The organism is Arthrobacter sp. TE12232 (genome assembly GCF_054062615.1).
The window spans coordinates 3,028,433-3,047,477 of record NZ_JBSSFK010000001.1 but is presented as its reverse complement, the minus strand read 5'-3'; the positions used below and the strand labels follow the sequence as shown (position 1 = coordinate 3,047,477).

The window sequence follows — 19,045 nt, the reverse complement described above, 5'->3', positions numbered from 1 at the left end:
CGGGGCCATGGTGCGGCTCCAGTTCAACCCGGCCGAGCCCGAGCAGGTCATGGAGCTGCGGTACCCGGGCGGCGGAGCCTGGTACGCGAAGCGGCCTCTTCGGCTCTCACTGGAGGACGGCCAGCCCGGAGCCGACTTCGATGCTGACCGCGGAGTGCTCACGGTCCGCGTGGCCCGCGGTCGAACCGCGACGCTGCGGCTGTCGTCGCTGTTCGAGGGCGACCTTGAGCAGCTGGGCATCGTTGACTGGTGTCGCCAGGAACTGTCGGGCGATCAGTTCGACGCGGTCGTCGACGCCGTTGTGCGGAGCGCACATTGGATGACCACGCCGTGGCGCGACCTCATGTTGGTACACGCCAGTCAGAAGCCGCGCTACGCCCCGGAACTCGAACTCGACACTGACGACGTTGCGGGCTTCGCCGGAGCTCGGGTGCTGGCCCGGAACAACGGTGAGACGACGCTGCACCTCTACGGGCGGCTATTCGCTGACCTGCCATCCACGGCACAAGTGGACCTGCGGGCCAGGTGGGCGGACACCGTCGATGACCCGGCGCAGCACTACAATGCGGTCGATAACATGATCCACGATGTAGGCCGTCAGGTCTTCTCAGTCCCGGTTCCGGAGCCGTCCGGCACGCCGTGGCAGCCGGAGATCGCGCCGCTGATCGAGCCACTCGACGGCAAGGGGGTTACTTTCCGCACGCGGGGCGGGAAAGCCGAGACGTCGGAGAGCGTGCGGGCACGGCTTCTGCAGGATGCCGGGGCCCCCGGATTGATAACACCGGAGCGGCGTCGGCTCGAGGCCGCCGCCGCCCAGATCGAACAGCTGCGGTCGCACGAGTTCGGTGACACTCGCTACCGCCGTGTCGACTACACTCCGGTCGCCGCTACCCGCTTCCGAGAGTACTTCGACCCCCTCATGCCGGCTGAGGAGGGCAACTCCGCCGGACCGACGGTGACAATTGATATCCTGAGCTGCGCACCGCCGGCCAAGCCCACGGTGCTGCAGGTACTGCCCCTGCTCTCATACGACCAGCGGAGGCAGGACGGCACGACGACCAGTCACCGCGCCGGCCTCGGGCTGCGGGTGTGGCTGGGGCGGCCTTGGTTCTCATCCGGTGCCGGCGAGCTGCTCGCCGTCGTGTGCGACCGCGGGGGTCCCGTCACCGAGTCGTCGGAGCTGTCGCGCGAGATCACACTGATCACCGGCGACCCGGCCCACGGTTCCGCTCTTCCACGACCACTAACGGCGCACTCGTTCCTAGGCGCCAAACCCGTCCGTGAGAATACTCCCCTCGCGGGCGGCGGGCCGCATCGTGACATCGCGTGCTTCGCGCCGATCTGGGACACTGGGCGCCAGGCGTGGTACGTCGATCTGCGCTTCGAGACCGGCGACGCGTACTTCCCATTCGTCCGGCTCGGCCTCGCCCGGTACCAGCCGGCGTCGCTCCCGCGGTGCGAGCTATCGCCGATGGTGAGCACGGCGTTCGTACAGACTCTGCCGGATCGGTCGCTCACCTGCACGCACGGCGACGGCCAACTCCAGGTGTCCCTCACAGGTCCCGCGCCAACGGCGGCGATGGACGCCACCGGGACACTTCGCCCCGGTGGCAACGAAGTCGTGGCGGTGGTGGAGGCCCAGCCCGACACCTTCGCCGACCCCCTGCTGGGCTGGTCTGGAATCGGCGGTGAGACGGTCCTCATCGCGCAACCCGCCGCCGGGACGACGGCTACCTACGCGGCAACAGTGCCGGTACCCGAAGCACAGGGACAGCGGCGACGACTTGTAGTGCGGGAGTACGAGTCTCACCCGGCCGACGACCGCAACCAGAACCCGGCGCCGGCACTGGTAGCCACCCGTCGCCTCGTCCACGCGGACGTCGTCATGCTGTGACTCGCGACCCCCATCGCTGCAGATCTCCGGCGAGCCAGGGCTTGTTCATGAGATACAAATCGACACCTATTAGCAGCCGTTTCGCGCAAGGCAATCAACGACGTCCGCCTGGGCCGTTATGATTTGTTCATAAAGTCGAGCAAGTTGGAACTGCAGCTGTTTCATAGCGACTGGGTCGTTGTCGTTGGCAGGCATCCTGTCCAACAGCTCGTTGATTTGCCGCTGCAAATCCTTAACCTTATTGACCTCGTTCGCGCAGACCTCTGCACATTGCGTGCCGCCAATAACACCCTCGATGGTGTCGACGATAGCCTGGACGGCATCACGGATCTTCTGCGACAAAAGTCGCATGCGATCCTTGAGTCCTTTCACCGTCTCCTTAGCTGCTCGCTGCCAGATCGGATTGGAGGTAATGGCGCTGAGCAACGCCAATATGAAGATCAGAACGATCATCAATGGAACCGCTGGCGCCGCCGCCCCAAGGAGCGCAGAGCGGACTCGATCAGATTGAGCGATCAGGTTTGGAACCGGGTCTTCAAAGTTGCTGGCGTCGTCAACTTGCTCGGCCGGAGCAAGGGCGGAATAGTCGCTGCGAATGTCATCTAAAAGAGAAATCACTTCGAGCGGCGTCCCGGGAGGCGCCTGCGCAACCAGAATCGGGAAGCCCTGCACCTGCGCGATCGTTGCATAGAGATTGCTGCAGACTTCATCGAGCCGTGTGAAAGTTGGTCCTCCCGGGTCGATCTTCCCATCGCGCGGGAGGTCGGGATTCTGCTCCTGAAATCTCGAAATGGCGCCCTGGGTCGCGATACCGACCAACCCATCGACATTCAATGGAACGGCACCTGCCGCGATCTCCAGATCGCTTAGTACACGTTGCACTTCCTTGACGTCGTCTGGACGATTGACACCGCCTTTTCCGACTGATGAGCTGATCATAGCGACCTCCACGAAGTAGGGGATCTAAGAGTACTCACAGGTTTTCTACTTTGGGTATCGTTCTGAGGGGGCAACCGCACTCATGATCGCCGCGTTGGAGAACCCGCACTGCGAGAGTGTCCCCCACCTCCTGTGGCAGGGCATCGAAGCCCGCGAGGAACTGGTAGCTTCTAGCCAGCGTTTAATTATCGCTACCCCTTGACGCCCTAGTTCTTGCGTTTCCTCAGCAGTCATGCCTAAACATTAGTGCGCCCCGCGACCACTGATCGCCCGGACACGCTTCCCTTCGGCCCGAAGCGGCGGCAGTTGTCCAGTTAACGAGGCTTCCAATGCTGTTCCTGGTGTACCTGCTATTCCGCTTACGGGTTCGTTGCCTCGAATTATGCTCCCAGTCGATGGCAGTGGAGGGCTACCGGGCTTCGGCCGGACTGGAACCGCAAGGCCGCGGCACTCTAGTTGCTGCCGCTGGGAGGGTCTGATCTCGAGGGGCGGCATCGCTCCTGCCTGCCGCATAGGCACTGGGCTTTAACCTACCTAACCGATAGCGGATCGGTTTCCCACACGCTCAGTGATCTAGCGCCTTTGGCCGGGCGATGGTGTGACGTTGTCCTTTACCTTCGATAGACAGAAGTCGTCGTTCATCTTGATTACCAGCGCGAAGATAAGTCTCAGTGCCGTGATGTAGGTCCGAAAGTGTTCGCCTTCGCTTTTGGATATCGCTTGCGACCCGTGGAGATATTTGTTGCGCAGCTCTGGCCCATTGCTGAACTCGGTCTTGTTGAGGAAGTAGTTGAAGTAGCTGGCTTCCGCTTTGGTCAAGAGTGATCTCCTGCGCGTCACCCATCCCCGGGCCTCAAGGGCATCGACCTGCGCGCGGCCGGCGGGCGAGAGATGGTGATATGCCGCTGCCTGCTTTGTAAAGAGCGACTGCAGAACCAAGAACTGTTCTGTGTTCGCGATCTGCACGCGCGTGCCCGTGTCTTCCAGCACGCCCAGTTTGATCAGCTGGTCGACGGGGGGCCGCTGGTGCTCGTGGAAGTCCGTATACGAGACTTCATTCTGAACGAGGAGTCCAGCAGCGCTCGAGCCACGGAGCGCGTCGTTGATGTAAGTCAAGCGAGACTGGTCAGAGAAAAGTATGTGGAGCACACCGCGGATCTCCTCGTGGTGGTCAGTCGCATAGACGTACTTCCCATCCAGAAGGCTTGGGATCCCGCCGTAGGCTACGGGATCGGATGTGATCGCGAGAAGTTCCCTGTCGAGTTCGCCGTCTTGGACGTAGAGCCTGAACTGGTTGACGAGGCCCTCCATCTCGGCGAAGAGATGGCGTGCCTTCTCGAGATAAGACGATGCGCGGGCTGAAGGCGAGAAAGTGAAATTGGGCGCGCCGAATTCCTCGACCAGGTACGCCTCGAAGAACCACGCGATCACGGCCTCCAAATTGATGTCTTTGGAGGACAGATAGTCCTGATACAGACGTGTCTGCAGCAGCGAGCTGCTGTCCTTTGTACGGAAAACGGCGCCCGTCTGATAGTCCCTGTGTCCCGTAGTTGTCAACCGCTCGAACACGCCCAGTTCGGCGGGGTACGACGGCAGCGTCAGCAGGGCGCGATCGTCGGCAAAGTCGAACAGGTGCTGGAAGTTGTTGAGGATGCTGGCGTTATCGAGTGTCTGGTCCAGCCAGCTCCTGCTGTAGGCAAACGTTGCCACCATACCGACTCGTTCCGCTATAGCCGGTTCGTCCTGGGAATCGGAGATGCCCACTTTGGCACCAGTCTTGGTCCCGGAATTCTCCCGAAAGAGGTCCTCCACCATCCGTTCGCTACGGCGCTTCGCCTTGAGTTTGAGTTTCGCGTCGATCCCTATTTTGGCGTCGACGGGGGCGGTTGCGATTAATCGAACGAAGTTGAGATTCGCGTCGGCATCATTTAGGTAGTTGGCGAGCAACTGACTCGTGTCGGAGGGGGTGAGGCTCCTGGGAAGGTTGGTTTCCGACGACACGTCCTTCTGTAGGCACTTCCGAATGAGGTGCTCTGCGTTGCGCACGTCGGCGATTAACGCTTCACGAACTTGTTTGTCGTAGGCAATCACGAGCTTCTTGCAGCCGAGCAATTCGGCCAGGCTGATCCCTGCAGCGGTGAGTGCCGCGAGCATGACTTCGGCGTCGCAGCGCTCGAAGGCCTTGTTTCGTCCGAGAAGCTCGAGGAGATCGGGGTGGTAATCATAGGAGATCCCTTTCAGCTGTGCCGCTACGTTCGTGTGATTGATCGTGAAAAAGAACTTGGCGACTGCTGCACGGAGCTGAGCGGCCAGAGCAACGGCAGCGGTACGCTCCGCTTCGCTGTACGAGGCCGGCAGAATCCCGGACTCGATGTACAACTGAACGTTGTGCAGCTCAATCGCGTCAATAACGGTCGTCGGAGCAGCTTCAGCCTCGAACCGTGCGGTAACTTCCGCCATGCGTTCAACTTGCCAATAGGTTGCGAGGTCAGCGGCGCCATAGAACTTGACCCGTTTCAATTCCATAGCGTCGTCGTTCATCGTCCGATTATCTCCTTTCAGGCGAGCCTTGCCGGGGCGGCTGGGCGCGCATAGCTTGCTGGCCTGGCGGCTGCTGAGGTGCTTCAGCGGCCAGCCACTGAGCCCCGGAAGGTGCATGCCCTTGCGTTTGTGGCGGCGCAGGGTCAGCTACCTCAGGGCTCCCACTGTCGGGTTTCGTGGTCCATCAGGGCTCCCCTAAGGGACGTTGAGGGCGACTCACGATTTCGGACCTAAGGTTGTGGGTCGAACAACGACCCAAGATGTTTTCCTATCCTTTGCGCTGTGTCAGCCCACATGAGCGCACGCCCCGTTGTCACCTGCTCACCGTCGCCATGCGCAATCTTTTTTCGAGCAGCGACCATGGCACCGAGTTGACTGCGAAGATTTTGATCGTTCTCGTCGAGTAGAGCTTCTAAGGACTGCCTCCATGCCGGATCGAAGGATCCGACAAATGTAAGTAATTGATCTGGGGTGGCCCCTAGTCCCATCCGTAGATGCTGCGTAACTCGTCGATGGAGCCGGGGATTCCCGGCAGAGGCAGCAAATAGGTCCGCAAGGTCATCGCGAACCGCCTCCACATAGCCCACTGCGCGAACCGTGAGATAACGGGCCAGTGCCCGGACCAGTTCGTCCGGCACGTCAACATCCTGGTTGCGCAAACACGCTTCAACTTCCTTTAGGTCTAGGAGCCGCTGCCGGATAGTTGCCCTATGAGATGCATGTTGACTGACCATCAGGTGAGGGCTGTCCTTGCCCGCTCGAGCCTTGTGTCTACGGCATCCTTGTCCGCAGTGGCACGACCAGTGTGTTTGAGGAATTCATCGTCTCGGAGCAGTCGTCCAATTCGGCCTTCGAGGTCATGAGGTAGTTTCCCCGCTGCTAGAGCCTCCATGGTCGCGACTGTTATTGCTTCTGCCTGCGCGGCATTCACTTGGCTTCCTCCTGGACGACGGAACGCGCTGGGCCCGACCTGTCCACTGAGGGCCTGACACGCACTGTCAAAGAGTGAGCCTCGACTGTCGCTAGCGAAATCAACATCCCTGTGTCGCTGGGCAAAGGTATTGAGGAAGCTCTTGAGCGGGCGGGCGTAGTACTCACTCCCCGTGTAGAGCGCCAAGATGCGCATAACCAGCTCGTGGTCGCGGATTCGCTTTGACCGGGCTCCAAACAAAGTCCGCCATGCAGATCCGCTGTTCAAGGCTTCTATGGAAGCCATGAGCGGACCAGCGTATAGAGCAACCCGGATCTCATGAGACGTAAGCTGCGTGCCTCCAGAATTTAGTCTTTCAAAAATCTGAAAGATAGAGTCATCTACTTCCGGCGATCCATCAGCCGCAACGATCGTGGCTTGCATGTAGGAATCGTCGAGCTTGAACTGCAGACTATCGTCCAAGGCACGGTACGTCAGATTTCTAAATTCATCTCCCACGTACGTGAGAGCGAATTCCTTCCCTTCATGAATTCCGTTATAAAACCGCTGAAGAGTAATTAGGCGCTGCTGTCCGTCAAGGATAAGCATTCGGTTGTCGTCGGCCTGCTTCACCAGGAAAATCCCGGGAACCGGGTACCCCAGCAGCAACGACTCAATAAATCGGTCCATCTGCACCTTGGACCAAACAAAACCGCGCTGGAAGCCGGGGACCTGTACAAGTTCTTCCTGACCACCGAACTGGGGCACGAGCATCGACTTCCTATCGAGTCGCTTCACAAGCCCGTCAATACTCAAATCCTGCGTCGAGAATGTAACTCTGGCGGGCGTTGGCTCGACATCGATGAGATCTGCCAGTTCCTCAGCACGCAACGTCCGGTCATCTGGGCTAGCGAGATCGTCTAATAGGTCTTCTTCATTCAGCATGTCTCCAACCTATCCATTCGCATCAAAGCTACTGGACATGACGCGACGGCGAATCAGTTTCTGTATGCCCAGCGATAGCGCCCAGACCTGAAGCAGACAACAAGTTAGGCGCTTCATCCTGGTGCAGGGCCTCATCCTCAAACGTGTGCGGACTCCCGTGGCCAACCTCGTGCTCTCGGCCATGAAGCACCGCCGTCCTTCAAAGTGTCCGACGACAGCAAGGATTGACCCGCTTGCGACACAAGGATGCGGGACACTGGGCAGCCTGCGGCGTCAATGCCATTTGACTCTCGAAGATGTTTCTCACAGCCCTCGGCTTGCGGTTTGGCACTCGACCATTATCAGGCTGAAGCACACCCCAACCTGACGTCAGGCAGGCGGTCGAAAGGTTGTCAGAATAGGCTCTGATTCACCTTTTCTTGACACGGCTCCAAGAGGCTTTTAGATCTCAACCTGACAATACTGATACTCACCAGCACAGGTCGGGATCTGACGCTGTCTGCTAATCATCCCCTAAAAGCCGAAGTCAGCCCGCATGTCAGCCTGGACCGGCCTCGCAGACCGCGGACGTTTTAAACTTCCGCCACAGGAGCCGCGAACTGCGCCGCATACAGCGCCGCGTACGCACCGCCCGCGGCAAGCAACTGGGCATGCGTTCCCTGCTCCACGATCTGGCCGGCCTCCATCACCAGGATGAGGTCGGCGTCGCGGATGGTGGAGAGCCTGTGCGCGATGACAAACGAAGTCCGGTCGCTCCGCAAAGCGCTCATCGCCTTCTGCACTAGCACCTCGGTCCGGGTATCCACCGAAGAAGTCGCCTCGTCCAGGATCAGCACGGACGGCCGTGCAAGGAACGCCCGGGCGATGGTCAGCAGCTGCTTCTCGCCCGCCGAGACGTTGCCGCCCTCGTCGTCGAGCACGGTGTCGTAGCCCTGCGGCAGGGACCGCACGAACCGGTCCACGTACGTCGCCTTCGCGGCCTCCAGGATCTCGGCCTCCGAGGCACCGGGCCGGCCGTAGGCGATGTTGTCCCGGATGGTCCCGCCGAACAGCCAGGTGTCCTGCAGCACCATTCCCATCCGCGAGCGCAGCTCGTTGCGCGTCATCGCAGTGACATCCACGCCGTCGAGCGTGATCCGCCCGGCGTCGAGCTCGTAGAAGCGCATCATCAGGTTCACCAGGGTGGTTTTGCCCGCACCGGTCGGGCCCACAATGGCGACGGTCTGGCCAGGCTCCGCGACCAGACTGAGCGAAGAGATCAGCGGCGTGTCCGGTGAGTAGGAGAACGAGACGTTCTCGAACACCAGCCGGCCGCGGCCGCCGTCGGGAGCCTCGCCGGGCACAGGGTCAGCCGACTGCTCCTCGGTGTCCAGGAGCTCAAAGACGCGCTCGGCGGAGGCCACACCGGACTGCAGCAGGTTCGCCATGGACCCCAGCTGGGCCAGCGGCTGGGTGAACTGCCGGGAGTACTGGATGAACGCCTGCACGTCGCCGAGCTGCATCGCCCCGGCGGCCACCTGCAGGCCGCCCACCACGGCGATCCCCACATAGACCAGGTTCCCGATGAACGTCATGGCCGGCATGATCAGCCCGGAGATGAACTGCGCGCCGAAGCTGGCCTGGTACAGCTCCACATTCTTCTGCCGGAACCGCTCCTCCACCTCGCGCTGCCGGCCGAAGACCTTCACCAGCGCATGCCCGGTGTAGGTCTCCTCGATCTGCCCGTTCAGCTCGCCGGTGTGCCGCCACTGCGCCACGAACAGCTTCTGCGAGCGCTTGGCGATCACGGTGGTGGTCACGAGGGTCAGCGGAATGGTCACCAGCGCGATGATGGCCAGCGTGGGCGAGAGCAGGAGCATCATCACCAGCACGCCCACAACGGTCAGCAGCGAGGTCACGGCCTGGCTGATGGACTGCTGCAGGCTCTGGGAGATGTTGTCGACGTCGTTGGTGACACGGCTGAGCAGCTCGCCGCGCTGCACGGAGTCGAAGTAGCGCAGCGGCAGCCGGTTGATTTTGGCCTCGATCCGTTCGCGCAGCCGGAACACCGTGCGCTGGACGACGCCGTTGAGAATGTACGCCTGCATCCAGCCGAACGCCGAGGCCAGGACATACAGCACCAGCGCCCACAGCAGCACGGTGGCCAGCGCGGTGAAGTCGATTCCGGTGCCGGGCGTCAGCGTCATAGCGCTGAGCATGTCCGCTTTCTGGTTCTCCCCGGCGGCGCGAAGCTGGGCAATCAGCTGCTCCTGGCTTACCCCGGCGGGCAGCTGCTTGGACACGACGCCGGCGAAGATCAGGTTGGTGCCCTCGCCGAGGAGCCGGGGCCCGATCACCGAGAACGTCACGCTCACGACGGCGAGCATCAGTACCAGCGTCAGCCACAGCCGTTCGGGCCGCAGCTCCCCCAGCAGCCGCTTCGCGGACGGGCCGAAGTTCATCGCCTTTTCCGCCGGGATGTTCATCCCGGCAAACGGGCCGCCGCGGCCGGGGCCTCCCGCCGGGCGGGGAATCCGCATCGGGGCCTGCGCGCCGGGAGCCGCGCCGGAAGCGCCGCCGGAAGCGCCGGGCGTTGACGTACCGGGTGCGGCGACGGGTGCCCCGGTGGCGGAGGGTGTCGGAGCCTTGTCGGTGCGGCTCATACGGCCTCCTCCGCTGCGAGCTGGGAATTAACAATCTCCTGGTACGTCTCGGACGTCGCCAGCAGCTCCTCGTGGGTGCCGTGCGCGACGATCCTGCCGCGGTCCAGCACCAGGATCTGGTCCGCGTCCACGATGCTGGAGACCCGCTGGGCGATGATCACCATGGTGGCCCCGGCCGTGCTCTGTTTGAGCGCCAGCCGCAGCCGGGCATCCGTAGCGGTGTCCAGCGAGGAGAAGGAGTCGTCAAAGATGTAGAGTTCGGGCCGTTTCACCAGAGCCCGGGCAATCGCGAGCCGCTGCCGCTGGCCGCCGGAGACGTTAGTGCCGCCCTGCGAGATCGGCGCGTCCAGCCCGCCCTCCATCTCACGCACAAAGTCCTGCGCCTGGGCAATGCTAAGTGCCTGCCAGAGCTCGGCCTCGGTGGCGTCGGGCTTGCCGTAGAGCAGGTTGCTGCGCACCGTTCCGGAGAACAGGTAGGGCTTCTGCGGGACCAGGCCGATGTGCCCCCACAGCAGGTCCGGGTGGAGCTCGCGCACGTCCACGCCGTCGATCCGCACCGAGCCGGACGTGGCGTCGAAGAGCCGCGGCATCAGGTTCACCAGGGTGGTCTTGCCGGAGCCGGTGGCCCCGATGATCGCCGTCGTCTGCCCCGCGCGGGCGGTGAAGCTTACGTCGGAGAGCACCGGCTGCTCGGCGCCCGGGTAGGCGAACCCGACGTCGTGCATCTCCAGTTCGCCCCGGGCAGCCCGCCCGGCCGCGCGCGAAACCGGACGCAGCGGTGGCCGGACGCTGGATTCGGTCCCGAGCACCTCGCTGATCCGGTCCGCCGAGACGGAAGCGCGCGGGATCATGATGGCCATGAAGGTGGCCATCATGACGGACATGAGGATCTGCATCAGGTAGCTCAGGAACGCGATCATGGTGCCCACCTGCATGGAGCCGTCCTCGATCCGGAACGCCCCGAACCAGATCACGGCCGCGCTGGAGACGTTGAGCACCAGCATCACGGTGGGGAACGCGAGCGCCATGAGCCGCCCGGCCCGTAGCGCGGTATCCGTAACGTCCTCATTGGCGCGGGCAAAGCGGGCGGTCTCCACGTCCTCCCGGACGAAGGCCCGCACCACCCGGATGCCGGTGAGCTGTTCGCGCAGGACCCGGTTGACGGTGTCGATCCGGGTCTGCATGAGCCGGAACAGCGGCACCATCCGGATAATGATCGACCCCACCGCGGCCAGGAGCACGGGCACGCTGACGGCGATCAGCCAGGACAGCTGCAGGTCCTGCCGCATGGCCATGATCACCCCGCCGATACAGAGCATGGGCGCCGTGACCATCAGCGTGGCGGACATCAGGACGAGCTGCTGGACCTGCTGGACATCGTTGGTGGAGCGGGTGATCAGGCTGGGCGGACCGAAGCGGGTGACTTCCTGCTCGGAAAACTCCGCCACCCGGGTGAAAATGGCGCCACGGACGTCCCGGCCCAGCGCCATCGCGGCCTTCGCGCCGAAATAGACGGCGGCGATGGTGCAGGCGATCTGCAGCAGCGCGACCATGAGCATCATGCCGCCGATGCGCAGGATGTAGTCCGTGTCCCCCTTCGCGACGCCCTGGTCAATGATGTCCGCATTCAGGGTGGGCAGGTACAGCGAGGCGATGGACGCCGCCAGTTGGAAGACGACGACGGCGAGCAGCAGCCGCCGCTGCGGCCGCAGGTATTCGACGAGCAGTTTCCAGAGCATCCGCTCTCCAGTTCACGCGTCTCGGACAGTTTCACACAGAACGATGTGAGGGTCAGTTTACGTCCGGATGCCGTGAGCGGGCCGGGTTCCTCTCAGGGCGAATCCGTGGCGGTAAGCTGCCCGCGGGGCACGCTCGCGGGGTCCGTGCCGGCGGCATTCCCCGACGAGATCTGCCGTTTGACCTGCTCAAGCTCATCTTGGAGCACGTCAACGGTGGCCCGGTATCTTGCGAAGTCCGCCGTCCGGCGCCTGGCCACGGCGAAACTGACGGAGGCAGCCAGAATGGCAAGCGGGAAGGACACCAGCAGGGCCCAGCCGGACGCGGCAAGGAAGTCCAGCGAGATGGGAAGCGCCCGCTTGAAGGCCAGAAACTCGTTCACCCCGCCCACCACTCCGTTAAGGGCGGAGTCCAAGGGGCCCAGGAACTGCCCCACCACAGGCGTCCCGGCAAACGATGGAGCGCTCAGCGGTGGCTCTCCCCCCGGCGACCAGCGCGGATCTTCGAAATGGTTCAGGACGTAGATACCGGCACCTACGTTGAGGGCCGCGAAGAGCAGGACGGAACCCAGCACGGTCCAGTGAAGCCTGCGTGGACGCCACACGCCGGCCACAACCACGAAGATGGCGGCCGTAACCCAGGAAAGGATGCGGAGTTCGTCGCGATTCATACCGCTCAATAAATCCAAGGAATGCCCGCCCGTTACGTCTTTGAGTTGGAACCGATGCCTGCCCCGGTCCCGAGCGAGCTTATCCCAGTCACCCCCTCCAGAATTCCGCGGCAGTAACCGGCCCGGGCTGCGGAGTCCGGCAGGTGTCAGCCGCCCAGCACCACGTTCGCCGGCGGCTCGCCCGCCAGCATCAGGTCGATCTGCCGCTGGAGCAGCCGTCCCATCCGCGGCCGCATCGCCGAACTCGCCCCGCCCACGTGCGGGCTGATGATGACGCCCGGGGTCCGCCACAGCGGGTGGTCCTGCGGCAGGGGCTCGGGATCGGTGACGTCCAGCGCGGCGCGGATCCGGCCGGTGGCGGTGTGCCGGACCAGCGCGTCGGTGTCCGCTACCGGGCCGCGGGCCACATTCACCAGCAGGGCGCCGTCGGGCATGGCCGCGAGGAAGGCGTCGTCCACGAGGTGCCGGGTGGAGTCGCTGAGCGGAACCCCCACCACCACGATGTCGTGCTCCGGCAGCAGCGCGTGGAGCTCCGCGATGCCGTGAACGGGGCCGCGTTCGTCCGTCCGTTCCCTGCTGGCCACCCGGGTCACGCTGGTCTCGAACGGAAGGAGCCGGTCCTCGATCGCCTTGCCCACCCCGCCGTAGCCAACGATCAGGACGCGGCGGTCGGCCAGGCTGGCGGTGGGGCGGGCATCCCACCGGCCCTCCTGCTGGTTCCGGATGAGGCGGGGGAACTCGCGCTGGCTGGCCAGGATGAGGGCCAGCGCCAGCTCCGCGGTGGAGGTTTCGTGGACACCGGCCGCGTTGGCGAAGACCCTGCCGGAGGGCAGGAAGTCCGCCACGCCGTCGTACCCGATCGACTGGCTCTGGACCAGCGCCGTGTCCACGGTTTCCAGGCGTTGCAGGACCTGCGGGCCGCCCATGTACGGCGGCACCACGATGTCGATCCGCGGGCGGGGCGGATCACCGGCGAAGTCCCATTCCAGGACGGTGACGTCCGGGTGCGGCTGAAGGTATTCACGCAATGCGGCGTCCGGCAGGCTGACAGTAATATTCCGGGTCATGATTGCCAGCGTAGTAGAGCCGCCGGCCGTGCCTCACGACGCGGACTCCCCTGACATCCGGGCGCCGTTCGGGATAGGGTCCACAACAACAGGCGTTGGAGTGCAGGGGAAGGCGGCGCGCGTGGCGGGCTCGGATCGGGATCATTGGCGGCGGGATCGTGGGCATGGCGATTGCCCGTGCCCTGGTCCGGACCGGGGACTTCCACGTCACGGTCCTGGAAAAGGAGCACCGGGTGGCCGCGCACCAGACAGGCCACAACTCCGGCGTGGTGCATGCCGGCCTCTACTATCAGCCGGGATCCCTCAAGGCCGTCCTGTGCGCCCGCGGCCGGGCCCTCACCCGCGACTACTGCCGGGACAAGGGCCTGCCGTACCGCGAGCTCGGCAAGCTGGTGGTCGCGGTGACCGAGGCGGAACTGCCGCGGCTCGATGAGATCGAGCGCCGCGCCCGGGAGAACCGCGTCCCGGACATGAAACGGCTCACCCGGGCGGAACTGCGCGAGGTCGAGCCGCACGCCGCGGGCGTCGCGGCCGTCCACTCACCGCACACCGCCGTCGTGGACTACGCCGCCATCACCGAAGCCATGGCGCAGGATGTGCGGAGCGGCGGCGGATCCGTGCTCCTGGGCCAGGAGGTGACGGCCGTCAACAATGCCGGCGGCGCCGTGCACGTCTCCACGCCGGCCGCCACGCACATCTTCGACCGGCTGGTGGTGTGCGCCGGACTGCAGTCGGACGTCGTGGCCAGGATGGTCGGGGCCAGCCCGTCGCCTGCGATCCTGCCGTTCCGCGGCGAGTACTGGGTGATGGCCGCCGCCCGGAGCCATCTGGTCCGGGGCATGATCTACCCGGTCCCGGACCCGCGCTTCCCGTTCCTGGGCGTGCACTTCACCCGCGGCGTGTACGACGACGTCCATGTGGGCCCCAACGCGGTGCCGGCCCTGGCCCGGGAGGGCTACTCGTGGGCCCGGGTGTCCCTGCCGGACACGCTGGCCTCGCTCCGGTGGCCCGGCGCCGCGGCCCTGGCCCGGCAGCACTGGCGGATGGGTGCCCGGGAAATCTCGGCGTCACTGCTCAAGCCGCTGTACTTCCGGCAGGCCCGGCAGTTCCTGCCCGAACTGCAACCCGGCGACCTCGCCAGGAAGGCCGGCGCCGGGGTCCGCGCCCAGGCGTGGGCTGCCGACGGTTCCCTGCTGGACGATTTCGCCGTGGACCGGCTGGGCGCCGTCACACTGCTGCGCAATGCGCCCTCCCCTGCGGCGACCTCCGCCCTGGCGATCGCCGACTACGTCCTGGAGCACCACCTGCAGATCGCCCCGCACCGGCTGCGCTCCTAGGACTTTGGAAAGACTTCGGGCGGCGCCCCGCGCGGTCCGTGGACTTCGCCTGCGCCCGCGCCTAACGTCGGAGACACCACCCTTGCCAGTCAAGAACCTGCCGAAAAGATCCGCCCCAGCACGCGTGTGCTGAGCACCCAGTTAAGTCCGGAGGGCCCACGCATATGACGACTCCGGGCCCGCGGCCGGCCGCGCCTCACCACCGCCGGAACGTGATTCTGGTCTGGGCCGCCGCCGCGCTGGTGCTGGCCGCCGTTGTCGTCTTCGGTGCCATCCGCACCGGACCGTCGCCCGAGGGCGACTTCCTGACCGTCAGCCAGAGGCAGGCGCAAAGCCAGTTGGCCGCGGCGCCGGCGCCCTCGCCCCGCGCCGCCGTCGACCTCCCCGCCGAGATCCAGCGGATCATCGGCGGACACCCCGATCACAGGATCGGCGTCGCCATCATGGACACCAGCGACGGAGCGCTGCAGAGCTACGGCGATGTGGCACCATACACGGCGGCGAGCACGGCGAAGGTCCTGACGGCTGCCGCCTACTACCACCTCGTGGAAACCGGCGAAAAGTCGCTCGATACTCAACTGGGCGCGTTCACGGCCGCGTTCCAGCTCAAGGCCATGATCAACACCAGCAGCGACGACTCGTGGATCCTGCTGATGCGGGATATCGGCTACCCCCGACTGACCGACTACGCCGCCACCCTGGGCATCACCTACGATCCCGAGCAAAACCTCCTGGCCCCGGCCGACATGGCCCGGCTCCTCCAGCAGCTCTCCACGGGCAAGCTCCTCAACACCGGGCACACCGCGGAGCTGCTGGGCTACATGCAGCACACCAATGACGAGGACCTCATCCCGGCGGCGGTCTCCCCGGAAATCACCGTCCACCACAAGTACGGCGTGGTGGAAGGATACGTCCACGACGCCGCGCTGCTTAGTGCGGGCGACCGCTCCTATGCGGTGGTCATCTACACGTGGGGCCCGGACGACGCCGACAGCGCGGCCCGTCTCGAACTCATCCACGAGCTGACGCATCAGCTCACCGGTGCCCTGTTCGGGCAGCAGCAGCACGCGGACGGTTAATAGTCCGAATATCAACCGTTCAAGGGTGGCGCACGCACCGTTACAGGGGCAGGATGAAAGAAGGCCCCGGAAGCCCTCCCGGTTCACGTAAGCGACGGCGCAAAATTGCAGCGACCGGCTTCGCGCGGACTGCACCGCGCCGATGCGCACGGACGTGGCGGACCGTCCGGAGCCGGGCTGTTCCTTGGAGTCGCCATGATCCGCATCCTCATAGCCGAAGACGACGAACGCATGTCCCGCTTCATCGAAGAGGGCCTGCGCGCGGCCGGCTACGCCCCGAGCGTGGTCGCCGACTCCGTCACGGCAGTGGACCTGGCGGCCAGCGGCGAATTCGATCTCCTGCTCCTGGCTGCAGGGCTTCGCCGGCTTGACGGCTTCGCTGTCCTGGCGGCCCTCCGCCACAGGCAGGCGGGGATCCCGGTCATCTTCCTCACGGCCCCCGGGTCACCCGCGGATACTCTCGCAGCGCTGGAGGGCGGCGCCGACGACTGCATCGTCGAGCCGTTTCCCCTCGAGGAACTGGAGGCCCGCGTCCGGGCCCGGCTACGCGCAGCCGACTCCGGCGATCCGCTTAGCCTTGATCCACCGACGGGCTGGTTGAGGGCCCCCGGGATTTGGTTTGGCCGGGAGGGTCGGGGTCGGGGCATGGCGGATTGCCCGGCCCCGCTGCCGGTGGTGTTCCACTGTGGTCCTTGGTCGTTTCGGTACGGGGTGGCGGGTCAGGTCTTTGCCGGCCGCGGGAAGATCCGGTTGAACAGGTCCGTCCAGGCGGTTTCCCAGGGCCAGTTGGCGGGCAGGTGGAGGCGCAGCTTCCGGGCGGAGGAGGCGATTCTGGCCGGGACGCTGATCAGTTTGCGGCGGACCGTTGCGGTCCGGGCTTTGGCCAGCCCGTTCCCTGCCGCTGTTGCGGCGGCGCGGGTGAGGTTGAACGCCATGGCGGCCAGGACCAGCCAGGCCGCGTTGGCCGTGAAAACACCTGAGGGTAAATGAGCCAGTGCGCTGTCCTTCAGATCGGCGTTGACCTGCTCGATGATCGCGTGCCCGCGGTGGGCCCTATCGGCGGCCACGGTGTCCAGGGTGCCGGTGGTGAAAAACGCGTGGAACCGGTAGGTCTGGAAGATCGTCGGCTGTCCGGCGCCGGCGTGCGGGTTCAGGTCCGGGATCCTGCGGACGACCAGGCGCCCGGTGACGCGTTCGCCCTGTTTGCGGGAACTGAACGCGGTGAACGGTGTTTCGGCGACTTCGGCGGAGGAGATCCACCGGTCCGCGGCCTCATCGAAGACCGCATCGGTGTACTGGATCGGCGTCCAGGCGGCCTCCCCGATTCCCGTGATGGCCTTCCTGATGGCCGGGTCCATGCGGGCCGTGACGGAAACCGCGGCACCGGCTTTGGCAGCGGCGGCCACGGTGGCGTACCCGTAGAACGCCGAGTCCGCACGCAACAGCACCGTGCCGGCGGCCCCGCCACGGATGCGTTTGAGGGTGGCCAGGGTATCGGCGACCAGCCGGGCCGCGCCGCGGGGCGAACCGGCCGAGCCCTTCCGCAGCCGCTGGGCGAGGATGACCGGTGCCGTGTCCTTCGTGCTGACGGTGGCCAGCAGCGCGTTCAGGCCCCGGACCCCGGAGTAGCCGTAGCCGGAACCCTGCTTCTGGTATCCGTGGACCTCGATGATCGTGTCGTCCACGTCAACGAAGGTGTATTCCCCGGCGCTGTTGCCGATCAGCGGTGCCTGTGCCGCCAGATTCCTCAGGAACCGGGAGGCGACCGCGTCCAGCTGGCGGACGTGCCCGAACGTGAAGGAACGCAGGAACGAGCCCAGCGTCGAGGGCGCGTAACAGGCCTTGAAGAGCCTGCCCATGCCGCCGTGGCGCAGCAGGGCCATGTCATCGATGGAATCCGCGCCGGCAACCATCCCGGCGACCAGCGACGCCACTTTCAGCCCGGCGTTGGAGCCCTTGTCCGTCGGCACGCTCAGCCACTCATCGGCCAGGCCGCCGAGTCCGGCTTCGAGGGCCAGTCCCATGACCGGGACCAGGCCGGCGGCCGACACAAGGTTGGGCTCGTCGAAGGAAACTGACAAGGACGCGCCGGTATGGGAAAGTTGCATCTACGAGATGCCTCTCTTTTCGGTGAAAAGGTGTTCTAGACAAACCCCATTTTCCGCGACAAGACAGGCATTCTCGGTTTAAACCGCCGACAGCGCCCCGATCAGCATCGGTGGATCAAGGCTTAGGGGCAGCATCATGCGCTACGGCCCGCTGGAACTGAACCTGCACGCCCTCACGGTCAGCGTCGATGGCAGGACAGTGGAGCTCTCCGCCCGCGAATTCGCCTTGGTGGAAATGTTCCTGCTGCACCCGGGACAGGTCCTGAGCCGGCAACAACTGCTCAGCCACGTCTGGGGCCGCGATTTCGACGGCACGTCCAACGTGGTGGACGTGCATGTGCGGCAGTTGCAGCTGAAGATCGGCGCAGACCGCATCCTCACCGCCCGCGACGCCGGCTACCGCCTGGGGTAGCGCCCTCGGCTTACACAGCCGGCAGCACTCGCCGGAGGATTCTGCTGGCGTCTACCGGCCGAACAGCTTGGCGAAGAAGCCGGTCGTGGTCGTGGTTTTGGCGCTGGTTTCGCCCTCATGGCCGCGGCAGCGGTCGGCACTGGGGACGCCCCGCATGACCTGGTCAACATGCTGGCCGCAACCGGCCCAGGTGGTCTTTCCGCACTTCTTGCAGGCAACTGCACGGCACATCCGGGTACTCCTCTGTCGGTGGGTCTAAGGTGTTCAGCATACCCCCAGGGGTATATGGACAGCAAATCCGTTGCACCAGGAAGAAGTCGCTCACGAGGGGTGGATTGGGGGCCGTTGCGGGCGGACGATGGAAGTACCGGACCCCGCACCTACGCCGGGCGGAATCCGGCGGCGAGCCGCCCATTGCGAACGGGCGAGCTAAAACCGGGAGAGCCGGCAGGCACCGGAGACAACACACCAGGGCGGAATGCGCACCGCGGGGACTGGGAAAAGAGCGACGTCGCAACGATTCACGGCTGAGCCCAGCCGTTTTCGCGGCGATTTCGGACAGGTGCACCCCGGATCGGGGGTGCGCCTGCCCGTTTCCGTAGCGGTCACCGGAATCCGCCGCGGAATCCGGCCGCCGGTTGACACCCGGCACACGTTACGGTTCAATCTTTTGCATATGCTGAAATAACAGTTCCACGATACGAATATCTTGTCCGTATAGCCCTACGCCGTGGATGCCAGCATTGACACAAAGGATCTGGCAC

General features: G+C 64.7%; 13 protein-coding genes and 1 pseudogene. 5 read left to right on the top strand and 9 right to left on the bottom strand.

Annotation, left to right across the window (positions count from 1 at the left end; genetic code table 11):
* Positions 1-7 precede the first annotated feature (7 nt).
* On the top strand, positions 8-1,894 hold the full coding sequence (locus tag ACVWZ7_RS13540) for a hypothetical protein (RefSeq protein ID WP_456508146.1): 1,887 nt from the start codon (positions 8-10) through the stop codon (positions 1,892-1,894).
* A 69-nt stretch (positions 1,895-1,963) separates the two neighbouring features.
* Here ACVWZ7_RS13540 and ACVWZ7_RS13535 read toward each other — a convergent pair whose 3' ends face one another.
* The 7 genes from ACVWZ7_RS13535 to ACVWZ7_RS13505 form a co-directional block, all read right to left on the bottom strand.
* A complete protein-coding gene (locus ACVWZ7_RS13535; protein ID WP_456508145.1) occupies positions 1,964-2,833 on the bottom strand; it encodes a peptidoglycan-binding domain-containing protein in 870 nt (289 codons plus the stop codon).
* A gap of 573 nt (positions 2,834-3,406) precedes the next feature.
* Positions 3,407-5,374 carry a hypothetical protein gene (locus ACVWZ7_RS13530; protein WP_456508144.1) on the bottom strand — a complete coding sequence of 656 codons (1,968 nt, stop codon included), beginning with the start codon at positions 5,372-5,374 and terminating at the stop codon, positions 3,407-3,409.
* Positions 5,375-6,107: 733 nt separating this feature from the next.
* Entirely contained in the window at positions 6,108-7,229 is a 1,122-nt protein-coding gene (locus tag ACVWZ7_RS13525) for a DUF262 domain-containing protein (RefSeq protein WP_456508143.1), read from the bottom strand.
* Positions 7,230-7,801: 572 nt separating this feature from the next.
* Complete coding sequence (locus ACVWZ7_RS13520; protein ID WP_456508142.1) at positions 7,802-9,871, bottom strand: ABC transporter ATP-binding protein; 2,070 nt, start codon at positions 9,869-9,871, stop codon at positions 7,802-7,804.
* A complete protein-coding gene (locus tag ACVWZ7_RS13515; RefSeq protein WP_456508141.1) occupies positions 9,868-11,610 on the bottom strand; it encodes an ABC transporter ATP-binding protein in 1,743 nt (580 codons plus the stop codon). Before ACVWZ7_RS13515 ends, ACVWZ7_RS13520 begins: the two co-directional genes overlap by 4 nt.
* Before the next feature lie 92 nt (positions 11,611-11,702).
* The gene (locus ACVWZ7_RS13510) at positions 11,703-12,278 is read right to left on the bottom strand and encodes a hypothetical protein (RefSeq protein WP_344367113.1); all 576 of its coding nucleotides are present in this window, start codon (positions 12,276-12,278) and stop codon (positions 11,703-11,705) included.
* A 146-nt stretch (positions 12,279-12,424) separates the two neighbouring features.
* Entirely contained in the window at positions 12,425-13,345 is a 921-nt protein-coding gene (locus ACVWZ7_RS13505) for a 2-hydroxyacid dehydrogenase (protein WP_456508140.1), read from the bottom strand.
* A 95-nt stretch (positions 13,346-13,440) separates the two neighbouring features.
* Here ACVWZ7_RS13505 and lhgO point away from each other — a divergent pair, with 95 nt between their 5' ends.
* The 3 genes and pseudogenes from lhgO to ACVWZ7_RS13490 form a co-directional block, all read left to right on the top strand.
* Positions 13,441-14,682: an L-2-hydroxyglutarate oxidase gene (lhgO, locus tag ACVWZ7_RS13500; protein ID WP_456508139.1), complete on the top strand. Its 1,242-nt coding sequence runs from the start codon at positions 13,441-13,443 to the stop codon at positions 14,680-14,682.
* A gap of 164 nt (positions 14,683-14,846) precedes the next feature.
* Positions 14,847-15,761 carry a serine hydrolase gene (locus tag ACVWZ7_RS13495; protein ID WP_456508138.1) on the top strand — a complete coding sequence of 305 codons (915 nt, stop codon included), beginning with the start codon at positions 14,847-14,849 and terminating at the stop codon, positions 15,759-15,761.
* Between the two features lie 195 nt (positions 15,762-15,956).
* A pseudogene (locus ACVWZ7_RS13490) lies at positions 15,957-16,286 on the top strand (response regulator transcription factor); the annotation flags it as partial.
* 194 nt (positions 16,287-16,480) lie between these two features.
* On the opposite strand, the gene ACVWZ7_RS13485 reads toward ACVWZ7_RS13490, so the two are convergent.
* Positions 16,481-17,869 (bottom strand): IS1380 family transposase, encoded by a 1,389-nt coding sequence (locus ACVWZ7_RS13485; protein WP_456506800.1) that lies wholly within the window; start codon positions 17,867-17,869, stop codon positions 16,481-16,483.
* A 136-nt stretch (positions 17,870-18,005) separates the two neighbouring features.
* Here ACVWZ7_RS13485 and ACVWZ7_RS13480 point away from each other — a divergent pair, with 136 nt between their 5' ends.
* Positions 18,006-18,281, top strand: coding sequence for a winged helix-turn-helix domain-containing protein (locus tag ACVWZ7_RS13480; RefSeq protein ID WP_456508137.1), 276 nt, complete (start codon positions 18,006-18,008; stop codon positions 18,279-18,281).
* Between the two features lie 51 nt (positions 18,282-18,332).
* Here the strand turns inward: ACVWZ7_RS13480 and ACVWZ7_RS13475 are convergent, their stop codons facing one another.
* Positions 18,333-18,512, bottom strand: coding sequence for a hypothetical protein (locus ACVWZ7_RS13475; RefSeq protein WP_456508136.1), 180 nt, complete (start codon positions 18,510-18,512; stop codon positions 18,333-18,335).
* Positions 18,513-19,045 lie beyond the last annotated feature (533 nt).